Here is a 17712-nt window from a genome sequence, read left to right on the forward strand (position 1 = left end):
CAAGGCGGAGCCGAGCGCGCGGCCTTGGCAAAGATTCTGCTCTGGCTGGAATGACGATAAGCGGCCCGCGGCATAATCTGCTGCACGCCTGCGAAGTACGGCAGCTTGGCTGCGTCGCGCGGCGCGCAGGATCGCTCCCACCATCGTCGTCCGCCCCTACACTGGCCCCATCATCAGACAACAGGGCCAGCCATGTTTTCCAATTCGCTGATCGAGGCCGACCGCCGCCACCTCATCCACCCGGTCACCGCATGGCGCGGGCACGAGGCGCGGGGCGCGACCGTGTTGACCAGTGGGCAGGGCATGTATCTGACCGATGGCGACGGCAACCGGCTGCTCGACGCGTTTGCCGGGTTGTGGTGCGTCAATATCGGCTATGGTCATGAAAGCGTCGTCGAGGCGGCGGCGGAGCAGATGCGGCGGCTGCCCTATGCCACCGGCTATTTCTCCTTCGCCAGCGAACCGGCGATCCGGCTGGCGGAGCGGCTGGCCGAGCTGTCGCCGCCGGGGCTGGAGCGGGTCTATTTCTCGCTCGGCGGGTCGGACGCGGTCGATTCCGCGCTGCGCTTCATCGTCAACTACTGGAATGCCAAGGGCCGCCCGACCAAGAAACAGGTGATCGCGCTCGACAAGGGCTATCACGGATCATCGTCGAACGGGGCGGGTATCACCGGCTTGCCCGCGTTCCACCGGCTGTTCGACCTGCCGCACGACTGGCAGCATCATATTCCGGCACCCTATCCCTATCGCCACGCGGTCGGCAGCGACCCGCAGGCGGTGATCGACGCCAGTGTCGCCGCGCTGAAGGCGAAGGTCGCCGACATCGGTGCAGACAATGTCGCGGCCTTCTTCGCCGAACCGGTGCAGGGGTCGGCCGGGGTGATCGTTCCGCCGAGGGGCTGGCTGAGGGCGATGCGGGGGGCGTGTAGCGAACTTGGTATCTTGTTGGTCGCCGATGAGGTCATCACCGGTTTCGGCCGTACCGGGCCGATGTTCGCCTGCGAAACCGAGGACGTGACCCCCGACCTGATGACACTCGCCAAGGGGCTGACCGCCGGTTACGCGCCGATGGGCGCGGTGCTGATGACCGACGAGATCTATGCCGGCATCGCCGATGGTCCCGACAATCACCTGCCGGTCGGACATGGTGCGACCTATTCGGGGCATCCGGTATCGGCTGCCGTCGCTCTGGCGGTGCTGGATCTCTACGAGGGCGGCATCCTTGCCAACGGGATCGCCCGTGCGCCGCAACTGGCCGCCGGGCTGGCGGCAATCACCGATCATCCGCTGGTCGGCGACGTCCGTCAGGCGGGGATGCTGGCCGGCATCGAACTGGTGGCGGACAAGGTGAGCAAGGCCCGGTTCGACCCGGCGGTCGGCCTGCCCGACAAGCTGGCGCGGACCGGCTATGCCAACGGCATCATCTTTCGCGCCTTCGCCGACGGCACGATCGGTCTGGCACCCGCGATCAGTTGCGATGAAACCGATATGGCTGCATTGATTGAGCGGCTCACGCGGACGCTGGATGAGGTAGCGGACATGGCCGAGGTTCGCGCGGCCCTACGATAGACGTTGCGGTAACGGAATGATGAGATAAAGTCTCCTGTATGACACCATCGCCCAAACTCGATCGACTGGACTTCCGCATCCTTGCGCAATTGCAGCGCAACGGGCGGATCACGAACGTCGATCTGGCCGATGCGGTCGGCCTGTCGCCCAGCCCGTGCCTGTCGCGGGTCAAGCGGCTGGAAAAGGCGGGATATATCATCGGCTATGGCGCACATGTCGCGCTCGCCAAGCTGGGCGAGACGCTGACCGTCTTTACCGAGATCACGTTGAAGGATCACCGCACCGGCGACTTTTCGCGTTTCGAACAGCGCGCGCGCAACGTGCCCGAGGTCGTCGAATGCCATCTGGTCAGCGGCGGATACGACTATCTGGTCAAGTTCATCACCCGCAACGTGTCGCAATATCAGGAGCTGATCGAATCGATCCTTGAAAGCGATTTCGGGATCGAGAAGTATTTCAGCTATATCGTACTCAAATCTCCGATCGTGAAACGCTACGACCCGATCGAGGCGCTGTTCGACGAACGGAGCTAACCACGAAAGGCGCCCGACGATGCGTATCGACGACCAGGATCTTGCCGACCTCGCCGCGTTGCGCCGCGACCTGCATGCGCACCCCGAACTGGGCTTTGCCGAACACCGTACCGCCGCGATCGTCGCCGAAGCGCTGCGCGCCGCCGGGCTGGAGGTGACGACCGGTATCGGGGGTACGGGCGTGGTCGGTACGCTGCGCAACGGTCCGGGCAACGGTGCGATCGGCTTTCGCGCCGACATGGATGCGCTGCCGTTCGCCGAGCAGACCGGTCTGCCCTATGCCAGCAAGACGCCGGGCGTGTTCCATGGCTGCGGTCATGACGGACATAGCGCGACGCTGATCGGCGCGGCGCGTCATCTGGCGAAAACGCGGGAATTTTCGGGTACGATCCACTTCATCTTCCAGCCGGCGGAGGAAGGGCAGGGCGGGGCCGATGCGATGGTTCGCGACGGGCTGTTCGACCGTTTTCCGTGTGATCGGGTGTTCGCGCTCCATAACTGGCCCGACCTGCCGCTGGGCAGCGCGCGTACCCGGCCGGGGCCGATCATGGCCGCCGCCGACCGGTTCGACATCGTGATTTCCGGCAAGGGCGGCCATGCCGCCATGCCGCACCAGACGCCCGACGCGATCCTCGCCGCGGCGACGTTGGTCCAGCAGCTCAACACCATCGTCGCCCGCCGCCTGCCGCCGACCGAAAGCGCGGTGCTGTCGGTGACCAAGGTGCATGGTGGCGATTCGCACAACGTCATTCCGGCGACGGTGACGCTGACCGGCACCGTCCGGACGTTCTCTCCGCAAGTGCAGGACCGGATCGAGGAGTCGCTACGCGCGATCTGCGACGGGGTCGCCCGGTCGAGCGAGACGCAGATCGCGGTCGACTATATCCGCTATTATCCCGCGACGGTGAACGATGCCGAAAGCGCCGCGATCGCGCTGGCGGCGGCACGGGCGGTGTGCGGCGATGCGCTGGAAGCACCGGCCCCCGCGTTCACGTCGGAGGACTTCGCCTTCATGCTGCGTGCCCGGCCCGGTGCCTATCTGTGGATGGGCCAGCGCGACGACACCCATGTCGCGGCGCTCCATCACCCGGCCTATGACTTCAACGACGCGGTGACGCCGATCGGCATCGCGTGGTTCGCCGAATTGGCTAGGAATCAGCTTCCCGTCGGCTGACGGCACGAATGCGTCGGCGCACCACGCCCAAAGCCGCATTTCGTTCCGAAGGTGTCACAGCTTCGCAACAAAATGCTTGAGCCCCCCCCGCATGATGCAGATGCCGCAGAGGTGGCGCTACATCGACCAGCCGGTCCATCGAAACCGGGACGAAGGTCGGGACGCCATCAGGTCGAGGACGACGCGATAGCCGTTTCACGCTTGGGGGTTCAAATGCGCAACCGACATCTGCTTTTCTTCAGCGCCGCCAATCTGGCGCTTCTGGCACCGACCACGGTGTCGGCACAGGAACTGGCCGCCGCCACGACTGCCTCGACAACCGCGCCCGAGGAGGCGGGGCAGCCCGGCGAGAGCGAGATCGTCGTCGAGGGCGTTCGCCAGCAATATGTGGCGAACGTTCCGACGATCGAGGTGCCGCAGAGCATCCAGATCCTGTCGTCGGAAACGTTGAAGGATGCCGGCATCACCCGGCTCGACAATGCGCTCGACTTCGCGACCGGCATCGCCCGGCAGAACAACTTCGGCGGTCTGTTCGATGTGTTCGCCTGTCGCGGTTTCAGCGGTGACGAAGGTGCGGGCAGCAACTATCTGGTCAACGGCTTCAACGCCGCCCGTGGCTATGGCGGCGCGCGCGACACGTCGAACGTGCAGCAGGTGCAGGTGCTGAAGGGGCCGAATTCGGCGCTGTTCGGGCGCGGCGAGCCGGGCTGTACCGTCAACATCATTACCAAGAAGCCGGGTTTCGACCTGCATGGCGGCGTGATCCTGTCGGCGGGAAGCTACAAGAATTTCCGCAGCGAAGGCGATTTCAACGTGCCGCTGTCGGACCGGGTCGCGGTGCGCGTGACCGGTGCCGCCGAGTCGGCGGACAGCTTCCGCGATTTCCTGTCGAGCGAGAAGGTCACGGTCACGCCGTCGATCCTCGCCAAGCTCGGGCAGGACAGCTCGATCAGCTATGAATTCGAGTATATCGACCAGAAGGTCGTCTTCGATCGCGGCATCGTCGCGCCGACCGGCGATCTGAAGCTGGTACCGCGCGAACGCTTCTTCGGCGAACCGGGCGACGGCCCGGTCCATGTCCGCGCCATGGGCCATCAGGCGCAGTTGCAGCATGACTTCAGCCCCGACTGGTCGCTGGTGCTCGGCGTCGGCTATCGCGACACCTTCTTCAAGGGCGTGTCGACCGAAGCCGAACTCGCTGCCGGGCGTCAGCGTATCTATACCGACGGCACCACCCTGTCGCGCCAGCGCCGCGAACGTGACTATTCGACGACCGACCTGACCTTCCGCGGGGAAGTGAGCGGCGAATTCGGCACCGGGCCGCTGCAGCATCACATGATCGTCGGCGCCGACTGGGACGATTACCAGCTCGACGTCGTCCAGAACCGTTATCGCCCGCCCGTCGTAGCGTCGCAGACTGCCGGCAATCTGGCGCTCGGCAACCGCATCGACATCTTCAACCCGGTCTATGGCAAGCTGCCCGTCCCCGGCCGGTTCCAAAGTTATGTGGAACGGCAGAATAGCTGGGGTGCCTATTTGCAGGATCAGGTCGACGTGACCGATGCGCTGAAGGTCCGCTTTGGCGGTCGCTTCGACAATTTCGAACAGATCGTCGACGACCGCGTCGCTGCGCGTCGCACGATGCAGGAAAAGACCGCGTTCAGCCCGTCGGTCGGCGCAACCTATCTGTTCGGTGACGATGTCTCGATCTACGCGAATTACGGTCGCGGTTTCCGCCCGAACAACGGGACCGACGCGAACAACAACGCCTTCGAACCCGAACGCACCGTGTCCTATGAAGTCGGGGCGAAGATATCGCTCCTACGCAAGCGGTTGACCGGTACGCTCGCCTTCTTCAAGACGACGAAGGACAACGTGCTGACCGCCGACCCGATCAACGCCAATTTTTCGCTGGCGGTGGGCAAGGCGCGCAGCAAGGGCGTCGAGGCGGAATTGTCGGGCAACCTGCCGGCCGGGTTCCGGGTCCAGCTGAATTACGCCTATATCGATGCCGAAGTGGCGCAGAACGCGCTCGACCCCAATTTCGGCTTCGGCCTGCGCGAAGGCGATCCGCTGCTCAACATTCCCAAGAACAGCGGCAGCGCGCTGCTGTTCAAGGACTTCGATATCGGCAGCAGCCGGCTGACGCTGGGTGCAGGCGTGAACTACGTCGGCAAGCGGCTGGGCGAGACCGGCTTCCGCTTTGCGAACGGCGAATTCTACTATCTGCCCGCCTATACGCTGACCCGGGTCATGGCGTCGTACGAACCGACCGAGCGGCTGCGCGTGTCGGGCGAGGTGACGAACCTGTTCGACGAACATTATTTCCCGAGCTCCTATTCGCGGCTGTGGACGCTGCCCGGCGCGCCGCGCCAGTTCATGGTCCGCGTCGGCTATTCCTACTGAACTACCTCGGCCGGCGCCTGCCACGCGCCGGCCGTCGTCCGATCGTCCTGCGAGATGTGAGGTGTCATGACCCGCCAACGCCCGCTGCACGCATCGAACATGCGCGACGCTGGTTTTCATCGTGGCGCACGCCCCGGAATGATCGGTTGAGGGGCGATCGCTTCGCCTGCGTACATATCGGGGACGGTGGTTCGCCGTCCCCCATCCGGAGTATCTGCCCATGCGTCACATCCTGACCGGTTTCGCCGCTGCTGCCCTGTTCGCTGCCCCGGCATTTGCCCATCCCAAGCTGGTGTCGGCGACGCCGGCCGCCGACGCGAAGGTCGCGGCAGGTCCAAAGACGCTGACGCTGACCTTTTCCGAAAAGCTGGTCGCGCCATTGTCCGGTGCGGAACTGACCATGTTGCCGATGCCGGGCATGGGCCCGCACCGCATCCCCGCCACCGCGAAGGTCGGCAATGACGGCAGTTCGCTGGTGCTGACGCTGGCCCGTCCGCTGCCGCGTGGCAGCTACCGTGTCGACTGGCATGTGGTATCGACCGATACCCACCGGGTGACCGGCAGCTACACGATCACGGTGGGCTGACCTTGGACGCGGCCGCGTTCGTCGTTGTGCGCGGCCTGTTGCTGGCAGTCCTGCCGGCGACGTTCGGGCTGGCGCTGTTCGCCCGAAAAGGTCTGGCCGGGCGGCGGGGGTTGATCGTCACCACCGTCGCCGCGCTGCTCCTGTCCGGTGTCGCCTTCGCCCTGATGGCGGCGGAGATGACCGGGGCGGGGGTCGGATCGCTCGATCGCGACCTGCTATGGATGCTGGTGCGCGAGACGACGCCGGGCACCGCCTTCCTGATCCGCAACGGCGCACTGGTCGGGATGCTGGTCGCGCTGCTGGTGCCACGGCCCCGCTTCACCCTCGTCGCGCTGCTGGCCGCGATGGCCAGCGCGACGCTGGCGTGGAACGGCCATGGCGCGATGCACGAGGGGGCGGCGGGCTGGCTGCATCTGGTCGCCGATATCCTGCATGTTCTGGCAGCGGGCGCGTGGATCGGGGCGCTGGCGGTGTTCGTCGGACTGGCGCTGCGCCGATCGGGGCAGGCCGGGGATGCGCTCGCGGGTTTTGCGGGAATGGGCACGGCGATCGTCGCCACGATCCTGCTGACCGGCATCGTCAACGCCGCCATGATGGTCGGCATCGATGGCGTCGCCCGGCTCGGCGACACCCTGTACGGGCAATTGTTGCTCGCCAAGCTGGCGCTGTTCGTCCTGATGCTGGCGCTCGCCGCCGCCAACCGTTTCGTCCTGACTCCGCGCCTTGCCGCCAGCGGCGACGTGCGCGCGCTACGGATCAGCCTGTCGATCGAGTTCGCCGCTGCCATATTGATTATACTGCTGATCGGCTGGGCCGGCACGCTCGAACCACCGGTGTCGGCCGCTTCCTGAACGCATCTGCGTTTGTCGGACGCCTGAGCGCGCTTTCCTTCGGGCAATCGGGAACGCAGGGCGCTGACGCGACCCGGGGCCGGTCACATGGAAAACGAAGTATCGGCATCCGGGGGGGATGCATCGACGCCGACAACTTCGGGAGCGTCATCGATGCGAACGGTTGCGATGGACGTCAGCTGTCGCCCGGCGGGGTGGGGACGGGGGCAGTGTTCCGATCGTGCGAAATTTGCACGATCCGCGCGGCTGCCGCAACGGCGGCGGCCAACATGGCGTTGCGCTCCGCCGACGAGATGGACGGGCGCGGCTTGTCGTCGAGGACGCTGATGACGCCGACGGGCAGTCGGCCGTGCGGGCGGATCAGCGATGCCGCGTAATAGCGGAACCTGCCCACCTCACCATTTACCCACGGGTTCTCGGCAAATCGTTTGTCAGCGCAAAGGTCGGGCACGACGAACAGATCGTCGTCAGCGTACAGCGCATGACCCGACAGCGAATTCCTGCGACGATATGCGCCGATCGCGAATCCATGCGCGGCGATCACATATTGTGTCTCGCCGTACAGAACCGACAGCAACGAAGCCTTGCCGAGAACTTGCCGGCAAGCCTTGGTGCAGATCGCTTCCAGCACCGCATCGCCCCTGGCCTCAAGCACACCCGTTTCGATCACGGCACGCTCACGCTCCGGATCATTGGCCCCTGTCGGCGGCGGAGAAAAATACGAGACGCCCACAAAAGTCCCCTTCGCTATCATTGGCGTCCTTAACTGCCCGGAACGCGTTAACAACCAACGATTATTTTGGAACTGTCTCGTTTTAGCCCATGCTGCCCCCGCAACACGTCACGTTAACTGCAACGTTACTCCATCCTGACGTATGCTGTGGTTACCAATCTTGTCCGCTACCATCCCCACGATGCCGGGCATCGCCGGAACCCCGGGCCGTTCCGCCCTGTCGACGTTTCGTCGCGTCTTCGCGTCAAAAAAACGCGGAATGTGATTTAGCAAGCGCCAAACTTGCTTGATCCCGGCGGTTGTACGAAGGCAGTCGGATGCTGGTCCTGCTCCTCGTCTCGCTTGTCGGCAGCTGCCTTCTGCCGCAGATAGCCCGGTTCATGGGGCGTGGCGCCGGACTGGTCATCGCGTTGTTCCCGCTCGGCCTGTTCGCGGCGTTCATTCGCATGTCCGACATCGTCGAGCGCGGGTGGGTGCGGGGCGAGGGTAAGGATTGGGCACCCTCGGTCGGGTTCGATCTGACCCTGCGGCTCGATGGATTTTCGTTCCTGTTCTGCCTGCTGATCACCGGGATAGGGACGCTGGTGATCGTCTATGCCGGCGGCTATCTGACGGGGAAGCCGCGGCATCAGCGGGCGCGGTTCTTCACGCTGATCCTGTTGTTCATGACCGCGATGCTCGGCACCGTGCTCGCCGACAATCTGCTGTTGATGGTGACGATGTGGGAGGCGACGAGCATCCTGTCGTTCCTGCTGATCGGGTTCGACAGCCGTTCCGCGCGGGCGCGGCGCGCGGCGTTGATGGCGTTGCAGGTGACGGCGGGCGGCGGGCTGGCGCTGGTCGCGGCGGTGGCGATGATCGCGCATGTGCTGGGCACCTTTTCGCTCGCGCAGACGATCGATCGCACGCCGGAGCTGGTCGCGAGCAGCTGGGCGGCACCGATCATCGTCGCGGTGATGATCGCGGGTTTCACCAAATCGGCGCAGTTCCCGTTCCATTTCTGGTTGCCCAACGCGATGCAGGCACCCACCCCGGCGTCGGCATTCCTGCATTCGGCGACGATGGTGAAGCTCGGCATCTATCTGCTCGCGCGGTTCGAACCGGTGATCGCGGCGACGGTGTGGGGCCGCAACGTGATGATCGCGGTCGCGTGCATCACCATGCTGGTCGCGGCGGTACAGGCGTTGCGGGCGGAAAGTTTCAAGGCGGCGCTCGCCTATTCGACGATCGCATCGCTCGGCATTCTCGTCCTGCTCGTCGGGCTGGACGGGCCGACCGCGACGGTGGCGATGATCGGCTTCCTGATCGCCCATGCGCTGTACAAGGCGGCCTTGTTCTTCTGCGCCGGATCGGTGCTGCACATGACCGGACAGGGATCGTTGCGCGCGCTGGGCGGGCTGGCCCGGCGGATGCCGCTGACCGCGATCGCCTGTATCGGGGCCAGCCTGTCGATGGCGGGGATACCGCCCTTTTTCGGGTTCATCACCAAGGAATTCCTGTTCCAGGCGCAGATCGAGAGCAGTTGGGAAAGCGTACCGATCGCGATCGCCGTGCTGGTCAATGCGGTGATGGTCGCGGTCGCGTCGGTCGTGACGCTGCGGCCCTTCTTCCTGAAGCCCGGCGCGCCGATCGAGTTCAAGAATCGCGAGAGCCTGTCGCTGGGCCTGCCGCCACTGTTCCTGTCGCTGCTCGGGCTGTTCCTCAGCCTCAATCCGGGATGGATCGAACGCGTGGTCGTCAGCCCGGCGGTCGCGGCGGTCTATCGCCGGCCGATCCCGGTCGACGTCGCGGTGTGGCACGGCGTCACGCCGATGCTGTTGCTGAGCGGTCTGGTCGTCGTCGTCGGCATCGCCATCTCGGTCTTCTGGCGTCGCATTCACCTGTTCTTGCGCGATAGCGACCGGTTCGAACGCTTTGCGATCGAACGCCTGTGGGAATCGAGCCAGCGGACGCTGCCATGGCTTTCGGCGCATGCGGTCAACTGGACCGAACACAGCGATCTGCGCGTGCTGCTGGGCATCGTCCTCGCCACGATCGCCGGCATCACCGGGTGGTCGATCCTCGCGGTCGGAGCACCGGTGCGGATCGCGATCGGTGAGATGCCGCATCTGGCAGACGTCGCGATCGCCCTGGCGGCGGTCGTCGGGGCCGTCGTCGCGGCGCGGTCGCAACATCTGGTCACGACGATGCTGGCCGTCGGCCTGACCGGCTTCGCCGTCGCGATCCTGTTCATGACCGGCGGCGCGCCCGACCTCGCCATCACGCAGTTCACCGTCGAGGCGTTGCTGGTCGTCCTGCTGACTGCAATGCTGGCGACGCTGCCGCTGATGGCCGGGCGGACGCGCAACCCGGCGCAGCGTCTGGTCGATGCCGGCCTCGCCGGGGCGCTGGCGCTGGTCCTGCTGGTCGCGACGCTGGACGCGGCGGCGGCGATCCATGGTGCGGCCGCCTCCGACTTCTTCGGGCGGATGAGTTATATCGCCGGGCGGGGCCATAATGTCGTCAACGTCATCCTCGTCGATTTCCGCGCGTTCGACACGCTGGGCGAAACGGCGGTCATCGCCGCCGCCGCGTTGCTGGGATCGGCGCTGTTCTTCCGTCCGGGCGACGAAGACCGGCCCGTGCGTGGCGACGTCCATTTCGGCTTCGCGATGGCGGCCGGACCGCTGTTCGCGCTGTTGCTGGCGGCATCGGTCGCGATCCTGTGGCGCGGCCATGACCAGCCCGGCGGCGGGTTCATCGGCGGGCTGGTCGCGTCGCTCGCCTTCGCCGTCCTGTCGCTGGCGCGCGGGCCGATCGCCGCAGCGCGCAGCTTGCGCCTGCCCCCGACCGTGCTGGTCGGGGCCGGACTGTTGCTGGCGGTGGCCAGCGGCCTGCCCGGCATGATCGGCGGCGGGGCGTATCTGACCCATTTATGGTGGGAACCGGGCGGATGGTTGCCCAAACTCGGCACGACGCTGTTGTTCGACATCGGCGTCTATCTGGTCGTGCTGGGTGCGGTGCTGACCTATCTCTTCGGATTGCAGAAGGAGGCGGTACGATGATCCTGCTCCACGCCGTCGCCGCCGCGATCGTCATCGCCTGTGCGCTGCACATGGTGCTGTCGCGCAATCTCGTGCGGATCCTGCTGGGGCTGGCGCTGCTGGCAACCGGCACGAACCTGATGCTGTTCGTCGCCGGTGGGCAGGGCGGGCGGCAACCGCCGTTGATCCGGGAGGGGGCGAAGACTCTCGGCGTGTCGGCCGATCCGACGATCCAGGCGCTGATCCTGACCGCGATCGTCATCGGCCTCGCCCTGACGGTCATCCTCGCGACGGTCGTGTTGCGCGGGTGGCACGCGACGGGATCGCTCGATGCGCGCGATCTCGATCTGGTCGAACCACGGCCCACGACCAAACCGGTCGAACCGTCATGATGCCCGACGCCCTGCTGTTGCTGGCACCGGTCGTCCTGCCGCTGGCCGGCGGCGCGGTCGCGATGGTGCTGCGCCGGCGACCGCGGCTGGTCGAGCCGTTCGCGGGCGGCGTCGTCGCGATGACCGTGCTGGCATCGTTCGCGCTGTTGCTGCGGACGATCGATCGCGCCAGCCTCGCCGTCACGATCTTCGGGGGCTGGCCGGGCGGGATCGGCGTGGGCTTTGCCGCGCGCCTGCCGGGTGTCGCGCTGGTTGCCGTCGTGGCGCTGGTCGCCTGCGCTGCGGCGATCTTCGCGCGGGCGGACATCGGCGACCGTCGGCGGCGGGCGGGCTATGATGCGTTGATGCTGGCGCTGATCGGGGCGGTCGACGGCGCGCTGCTGACGACCGATCTGTTCAACCTGTATGTCTGGTTCGAACTGGCGTTGGTCGCGGCGCTGGGGCTGATCCTGCTCGACCGGCGGCGGCATCAGGTCGGCGGTGCGACCCGCTATGCCGTGTTCGGCATGGTCGGTGCGACGGCGATCCTGATCGGCATCGGCCTGCTCTACGGCGTGACCGGCACGCTCGACATGGCCAGCCTCGCGACGATCCTCAAGTCGCGCCCGCCCAGCGTCACGACCGGCGTCGCGGCGGCGCTCCTGCTGTCGGGCTTCGCGCTTAAATCCGGTCTTGCCCCCTTCCATGTCTGGCTCCCCGCTTCCTATGCCGCCGCGCCGTTGACGGTTGCGGCGGTGTTTGCGGCGTTGATGACGAAGATGGGCTTTTTCGCGTTGATGCTCGTGATGGCCGGCATGTTCGGCAGCGGCGCGGCGCAGCTGTATCCGGTCATCGCCGTGCTGGCCGCCGCGACGATGCTGCTCTGCGCGCTGGCGACGCTGGCGCAGACCGACATGCGCCGGCTGATCGGCTATCATGTCGTGGCGCAGGTCGGGTATATGGCGGCCGGGGTGGCGATCGGGTCGGCGATGGGACTGGCGGCGGCGACCTTCACCATGATCCATTCGATGATCGTGCAGGCGAACCTGTTCCTCGGCATCGGCGCGATCCGCCGCGCGACCGGCAGCTGGGACCTGAAGCGCAGCGGTGGCATGGTGCGGTCGGACCGGTGGTTCGTATTCCTGTTCGCGGTGCCGATGCTGTCGCTGGCGGGTATTCCACCGCTGTCCGGTTTCTGGGCAAAGCTGTTCGTACTGCGGGCGTCGGTTGATGCCGGCATGGGCTGGCTGGCGCTGATCGCGCTGATCGCCGCGTTGCTGACGATCGTCTCCGTCGCCAATCTGTGGTCGGAAACCTGTTGGAAGGCGCTGCCGACCGATCGCCAGCCGCGCCGCGTGCCGACTGCGATGAAGGCGGGGATGGCGGTGCTGTCCGCCGCGACGCTTGCCATCGGGCTGTTCCCGCAATCGCTGTGGGTCGTCGCACGAACCTCGGCGCGCACCTTGACGGAGTTGGGGCTATGACCATCGTGCGGCGGATCGTTGCCGTCCCGGCCCTGCTGGCGGTGTTCCTGTGGGATCTGGTCTTCTCGTCGTTTCGGGTGGCGGCGGTGGTGTTGCGCCCCCGGTTGCGGAACCGGCCCGCCATCCTCGTGATGACGACCGACCTTCGACAGCCATGGGCGGTAGCGCTGCTCGCCTATCTCACCTCACTGACGCCGGGATCGACGTGCCTGCATGTGTCGGGCGATCGCCGCCGGCTGTATCTCCACGTGCTCGACGCGCCCGATCCACCCGCGACGATCGCGCGGTTTCGGCGGTTGTACGAACGCTGGATACGGGAGTTGGCGGCATGATCGCGGTCGATCTGGCCGGCATCGCGTGGGGGCTGATGGCACTGCTCGGCGTCGCGCTGGCGCTGGCGGCGTGGCGGATGCTGCGTGGCCCGACGCCGGCCGATCGCTTCGTCGCGTTCGACATGCTGACCGCCGTCGCGGTCGCCTTCTCGGCGCTGACCGCCGTCGCGACGGGGCGCAGCGGCTTTCTCGACGTCGCGCTGGTCCTGTCGCTCGTCAGCTTCGTCGCGACGTCCGCGTTCGCGCTCTTCCTCGAACAGCGAAAGCAGCCCTGACCATGGCGCTCGCCGAAATTTCCCTGTCGATGTCCGCCGGTGTGCTGTTGATGGCGGCCGGGGTCGCCTTTCTGCTGGTCGCCGCCATCGGCCTCGTCCGCCTGCCCGACGCCTTGCAGCGCATGCACAGCGCGACGAAGGCGGGGACGCTCGGCACCGCGCTGGTGATCGTCGGCGCGATGCTGCTGGGCGAAGTCGCGCGGCCGCAGACGGGATTGTTGACGATCCTCTTCCTGCTCGTAACCCTACCCTTCGGCGCACAACTGCTCGGCCGGGCAACCTATGTGGCGCGTACGCCGCTCGACGGGATCACCGACGATCCACTGGCCAGCGACGAACAGTTCGCGGCAGGAAAGCCGCCGTCGGGCGATCGGTAGATGCCGGGCAGTCGTCACCCGACCGGCCGCGCGGCCTTGGGCCGGTAATCGCGATCGGGCTCGATGGATTGGCACAGGATGGTCGCCGGGGGATCAGGTCGAACTAACCAGTCGCTCCACCGTCCTCGCAAGATGGCTCAGCGCGTAGATGTCGAACGTATCCAATCGCGGCTCCGTGTCGGCCACACAGAGTGCGCCAAGCGCGTACCCCGCGCGGTTGACCAGCGGTATGCCTGCATAGAAGCGAATATGCGGTGCCTCGATCACTGCTGGATTTCTGACGAACCGAACATCCGCCAGCGTGTCCAGAACGATGAGAGGCTCGCCGGGCCTCAAGATGGTATGGGCGCAGAACGCTTCGCTACGCGGACCTTCTTCCGCGTCGAGCCCGATCCGAGCCGCGAACCACTGTCGGGCACGATCGATGATCGTCACCGCCGCTATTGGTGTTTTGGCAAGCCGGGCCGCGTCCTCGACGATCGACTGCAGTGCCGGATGGTTGGCACGTCGTGTGATGCCGGTCCGATCCACGGCTGCCTGCCGCTGCATCTCGTTCGCCCAGATCGGCCCGTACGCTCCCACAAGCGCCCTCCTGTGTTTTTTCTAAAGATAAAGCTAACCAAGCCATAGATTTAGGTAAAGGGCAGTCGTCGCGTCACCGGCGGAATTCTGGATGGTCGGTGGCAGGAGCCGCTGATTGGTGGCGGTCCATCGTGTTCCCTGAGAATGTCGAATGGCCCTGCGAACGTTCATGGTCGCGGGCGCTGATCTGGCCATATCGATTGCACGGCCTTTAGGAGTATCGCTCCGGCGTCGGCATCCGTCGCATTGCGCCGGCAGGAGTTCGTCCGGTGTCATGCGCGCGTGATCGTCGGAAACCGCATCCTATTCCTCGCGATGGTCCCGATTACGCATTTCCGACGTATCGGAACAATGCGTTGCCCGGTGGCCTGTCGTGACGAACGAGCCTGTAGGCGGTGGTGTCGCGTGACGGCAGATCCGTGCGTCGAGGACGACCGGAATGCGGAGCAATCCGTTCGGGTTTGCCGCGCGTTGTAACCTTCCGGGACGTGAACCCGGTAGCGGCGAACCGTGCCGGGATAGATATGCGGCCGCAGTTCGAAAGAATGGTCGGCCGTTCGATCACGGTAAGATGCAGCTGGTTGCGGAGCGGCCTTTCCATCCTGCGCGTGGAAGCTGTATCAACGGGAGCGCGTCTGGTGAGGCAAGCGCTCTGCGTCGAGGCTCAACGGCTTGTTACCGTACCTCGATCGGAAGCTCCGAGTTTTTCAGCGGTGAGGACATGCCAACAGACCGTTGCCGACAGCATCTTGGCGATCCGATCATCGTCCATGCCAGTTGCCATCGGCGAGCGCCCCGACGCATGGAATGCAGTGCGATCGAGGCGCACTCTGTCCAAAGCATTTGTGCGGTATCGGTCCCGATCACTGGCGCTGGTCGGGCAGATCGACGAAAGCACGCATAGCTTGATCCTCGACGGCGCATCGGCCGGACAGGTTGCCAGCCCTGACCGGGTAGCGCGTTCGTTGATGGCGTAGGTGAACAACAGGTCGAGCTCCCGAAGCACGTTCAGCGCCACCATCGCTGGCACGATATGTAGTCCAAGTCGAAGGGTGCGGCCGATATAGAGCCGTTCCGCACGAGCGGCACCGCTGCGCAAGGCGTCAAGCGCGGGTGACCGCCCGGGATAGACCGACGCTGCCCCTGGGTTTACGGTCATGGCGAGCTTTTCAATCGTCACGGCTGGTCGAAACGCACAGCTGCCTGGCGCGCGGTGTCAGGATGTTCAGGGCATGCTTCCTTTGATACGTCGATGTAGGGACAGTCCGACGAGAATGCCGGTACCGCGTTGTGGTCGAATGCCGTCGATCAGAATTTTCGGACCGTGTCATGCGCGTCGTTGATCACGTTCCGGCGAGTAGATGCGATCGGTAACGGCGGCGAGTGTTCGTAAATTTACGACCGGATGCCTCTTCTGCGAACGGCGTAAAGCGTTATATGGTTTCCGGGGCGATATTGCCCCGTCCTTGGGACATATTGATGCCGGCATTCAAGACCCCTGATTTCAACGAGCGTACTGCTGCTGCTCGTGCAGCCAAACTGGAGGCGTTGAAGCAGTATCGTCAACGACCCGAACCCGACCCGGTCGTCGTGGCAGAGCGTAAAGCTGCCCGTGAAGCACGAGAAGCTGCGCAGGCCGAGCGGCAGGCTGCGAAGCTCGCGGCCGCTGCCTTGGCCAAGGAAGCCGCGGAACAGGCAAAAGCGGCCGCTGAAGCAGCCGCCCTTGCAGAAGCAGAAGCCGCAAAGGCGAAGCTTCCGAAGGTACCGACGGCAGCGGAACTGAAAGCGGCGCGAGATGCCCGGTACGCAGCACGCAAAGCCCGAAACTAGCGGTTTGATCGTCTTTCCCGGAGCTGCGTGACCGCGAACCCGGGAGCATTCCGCGCGCGCAGGTCGATGGCAACATCGACCGAGCCATCGCGGTGGTCGAGCGGGAGTCGGTGCAGGCGACTGCCCGCATCGGTTATTTTCTACCGTTCGATGGCGCCTTAGGCCATCCGGCAAGCGCGACGGGCCATTCGCGATTGCTCAAACGCTGAATCTGTCGAGCGGAGAAGCATTTCGTCGGGCACCGTGGTCAACCAACCGCGTGGTCCCGGCTAGAGGCGAACGCCGAACCGGGTTTTCAAGGCCTTCGTCGCGTTGCCCGGTCGTCAAGATTGCTACGACGGGTAGCCCGCATGGATGCAGCGCCGATCAAACCGCAGACGTCTGGTCCGTCTGGGGAAAGGGAGGCGATCCTCAGCGGGTCGATGCCCGCCGTTGTCAGGAAGGCATATGGTCACCCCACGTATCATACGTCAGTCTAGCTGTTTGCTCCCGGTGATTGGTGGTGCGACAACCACGAGCGAGTGGAAGGAAGCGCCAGGTTTTGCGCGGGAGCGCCACGAAGACCGAGGTTGTCCGTCGAGCGATATAACATAGTAAAGAGAGCCTGAGAGCGCTGGCAAGGTGCCACGGCGTCGACCAGAAGACGATCGCCAAGTGGCGCAAACGTTTATTGACGGTCGGTCTGCGGACCGGACCCAAAGAGGCCAGGTCCACGACGCTGACGATCGAAGAGGAGGCAGTAGCCGTGGAGGGACTGTCAGTAATTTCGTGTGCGGGCGGGCGGATGCACATTACGCCGCCATGGCGCGGATGAAGCGCTCGCCGAAGATGACGGCGAACCGGGCCTTGGCCATGGTCCACTCACGTGGCGGCATCCTCCACTCTTTCTCCGAGCGGTTCAAGANNNTGAGTTGAGCGCTTCAATGGCGTTGGTGGTGTAGATGATCCGTCGGACCTCGTCGGGGAAGGCGAAGAACGGGATCACCTCGGCCCACGCGCGCCGCCAGCTCTGGCCAATGGCCGGGTAGCGGGTGCCCCAGGGCCCGGCCTCGAAGGCCGTCAGCGCCTGCTCGGCCGCCTTGGCGCTGGGTGCGCGGTAGACTTCCTTCAGCGCTGTCGCGAGGCCCTTGCGGTCCTTCCAGGAGACGAAATCCATCGAATTTCTAAGCAGATGGACAATACATGTCTGGACGACTGCCTCCGGAAATACGGCGGTGATGGCATCGGGAAAGCCCTTCAGGCCGTCGACGACGGCAAGGAGGATATCCTCGGTGCCGCGGTTCCTGAGCTCGTTCATGACCCTGAGCCAGAATTTGGCGCCCAGCCTCACTGACGATGATCCCCCGGATCATCGTCCGGGCGTTCGGCTTCTGCTCTAGCCACAGGCCCGGCACCTCCTTGGTGCCATCGGCGCGAACGCCCAGCGCGATGTGGATGGCTTTGTTGCGCACCATGCCTTCGTCGCGGATCTTCACCCGCAAGGCGTCGAAGAAGACGAGCGGATAGACCGGATCGAGCGGCCCTTGCTGCCAGATCGCCACCTCGTCGAGCACGGCGTCGGTCACCGTCGAGATCAGGTCTGGCGA

16 protein-coding genes and 2 pseudogenes are annotated in these 17712 nt (G+C 65.3%); 14 read left to right on the plus strand and 4 right to left on the minus strand.

What is annotated here, in order from left to right:
• Positions 1-192: 192 nt before the first annotated feature.
• From ASE91_RS07605 to copD, 6 genes are all read left to right on the plus strand, one after another.
• On the plus strand, positions 193-1569 hold the full coding sequence (locus tag ASE91_RS07605) for an aminotransferase class III-fold pyridoxal phosphate-dependent enzyme (RefSeq protein WP_056624513.1): 1377 nt from the start codon (positions 193-195) through the stop codon (positions 1567-1569).
• A 38-nt stretch (positions 1570-1607) separates the two neighbouring features.
• Positions 1608-2102, plus strand: a complete 495-nt coding sequence (locus ASE91_RS07610; protein ID WP_055996446.1) for an Lrp/AsnC family transcriptional regulator — start codon at positions 1608-1610, stop codon at positions 2100-2102.
• Positions 2103-2121: 19 nt separating this feature from the next.
• On the plus strand, positions 2122-3276 hold the full coding sequence (locus tag ASE91_RS07615; RefSeq protein WP_055996443.1) for a M20 aminoacylase family protein: 1155 nt from the start codon (positions 2122-2124) through the stop codon (positions 3274-3276).
• A gap of 213 nt (positions 3277-3489) precedes the next feature.
• Positions 3490-5682, plus strand: a complete 2193-nt coding sequence (locus ASE91_RS07620) for a TonB-dependent siderophore receptor (RefSeq protein ID WP_056624516.1) — start codon at positions 3490-3492, stop codon at positions 5680-5682.
• 220 nt (positions 5683-5902) lie between these two features.
• On the plus strand, positions 5903-6268 hold the full coding sequence (gene copC / locus ASE91_RS07625; RefSeq protein WP_055996437.1) for a copper homeostasis periplasmic binding protein CopC: 366 nt from the start codon (positions 5903-5905) through the stop codon (positions 6266-6268).
• A 2-nt stretch (positions 6269-6270) separates the two neighbouring features.
• A complete protein-coding gene (gene copD / locus ASE91_RS07630) occupies positions 6271-7119 on the plus strand; it encodes a copper homeostasis membrane protein CopD (RefSeq protein ID WP_056624519.1) in 849 nt (282 codons plus the stop codon).
• 175 nt (positions 7120-7294) lie between these two features.
• Here copD and ASE91_RS07635 read toward each other — a convergent pair whose 3' ends face one another.
• On the minus strand, positions 7295-7852 hold the full coding sequence (locus ASE91_RS07635; protein WP_156357725.1) for a GAF domain-containing protein: 558 nt from the start codon (positions 7850-7852) through the stop codon (positions 7295-7297).
• Between the two features lie 317 nt (positions 7853-8169).
• Between ASE91_RS07635 and mbhE the strand changes: the two genes are divergently transcribed.
• The 6 genes from mbhE to mnhG are packed head-to-tail and all read left to right on the plus strand — an operon-like array spanning position 8170 to position 13714.
• Entirely contained in the window at positions 8170-10896 is a 2727-nt protein-coding gene (mbhE, locus tag ASE91_RS07640) for a hydrogen gas-evolving membrane-bound hydrogenase subunit E (RefSeq protein WP_056624524.1), read from the plus strand.
• Positions 10893-11267 carry a sodium:proton antiporter gene (locus ASE91_RS07645; RefSeq protein WP_235530375.1) on the plus strand — a complete coding sequence of 125 codons (375 nt, stop codon included), beginning with the start codon at positions 10893-10895 and terminating at the stop codon, positions 11265-11267. The genes mbhE and ASE91_RS07645 overlap by 4 nt, the downstream gene beginning before the upstream one ends.
• A complete protein-coding gene (locus ASE91_RS07650) occupies positions 11264-12730 on the plus strand; it encodes a proton-conducting transporter transmembrane domain-containing protein (protein ID WP_056624527.1) in 1467 nt (488 codons plus the stop codon). The genes ASE91_RS07645 and ASE91_RS07650 overlap by 4 nt, the downstream gene beginning before the upstream one ends.
• Positions 12727-13062, plus strand: a complete 336-nt coding sequence (locus ASE91_RS07655; RefSeq protein ID WP_056624528.1) for a Na+/H+ antiporter subunit E — start codon at positions 12727-12729, stop codon at positions 13060-13062. The genes ASE91_RS07650 and ASE91_RS07655 overlap by 4 nt, the downstream gene beginning before the upstream one ends.
• A complete protein-coding gene (locus ASE91_RS07660; protein ID WP_056624532.1) occupies positions 13059-13337 on the plus strand; it encodes a monovalent cation/H+ antiporter complex subunit F in 279 nt (92 codons plus the stop codon). The genes ASE91_RS07655 and ASE91_RS07660 overlap by 4 nt, the downstream gene beginning before the upstream one ends.
• Positions 13338-13339: 2 nt before the next feature.
• A complete protein-coding gene (gene mnhG, locus ASE91_RS07665) occupies positions 13340-13714 on the plus strand; it encodes a monovalent cation/H(+) antiporter subunit G (protein ID WP_235530376.1) in 375 nt (124 codons plus the stop codon).
• A gap of 93 nt (positions 13715-13807) precedes the next feature.
• Here the strand turns inward: mnhG and ASE91_RS07670 are convergent, their stop codons facing one another.
• Together ASE91_RS07670 and ASE91_RS19270 are read right to left on the minus strand one after the other, a co-directional pair.
• Positions 13808-14263, minus strand: coding sequence for a GAF domain-containing protein (locus tag ASE91_RS07670; protein WP_056624535.1), 456 nt, complete (start codon positions 14261-14263; stop codon positions 13808-13810).
• 697 nt (positions 14264-14960) lie between these two features.
• Positions 14961-15476, minus strand: coding sequence for a hypothetical protein (locus ASE91_RS19270; protein WP_156357726.1), 516 nt, complete (start codon positions 15474-15476; stop codon positions 14961-14963).
• A 299-nt stretch (positions 15477-15775) separates the two neighbouring features.
• On the opposite strand from ASE91_RS19270, the gene ASE91_RS18730 reads away from it, so the two are divergent.
• The gene (locus ASE91_RS18730) at positions 15776-16126 is read left to right on the plus strand and encodes a DUF6481 family protein (protein ID WP_082449542.1); all 351 of its coding nucleotides are present in this window, start codon (positions 15776-15778) and stop codon (positions 16124-16126) included.
• A 502-nt stretch (positions 16127-16628) separates the two neighbouring features.
• Positions 16629-16874: pseudogene (locus ASE91_RS20545) on the plus strand (hypothetical protein); the annotation flags it as partial.
• A gap of 159 nt (positions 16875-17033) precedes the next feature.
• On the opposite strand, the pseudogene ASE91_RS07675 reads toward ASE91_RS20545, so the two are convergent.
• Positions 17034-17712 (minus strand): annotated as a pseudogene (locus ASE91_RS07675) (IS256 family transposase); the annotation flags it as partial.

The organism is Sphingomonas sp. Leaf62, from assembly GCF_001421915.1.
Classification (GTDB): domain Bacteria; phylum Pseudomonadota; class Alphaproteobacteria; order Sphingomonadales; family Sphingomonadaceae; genus Sphingomonas.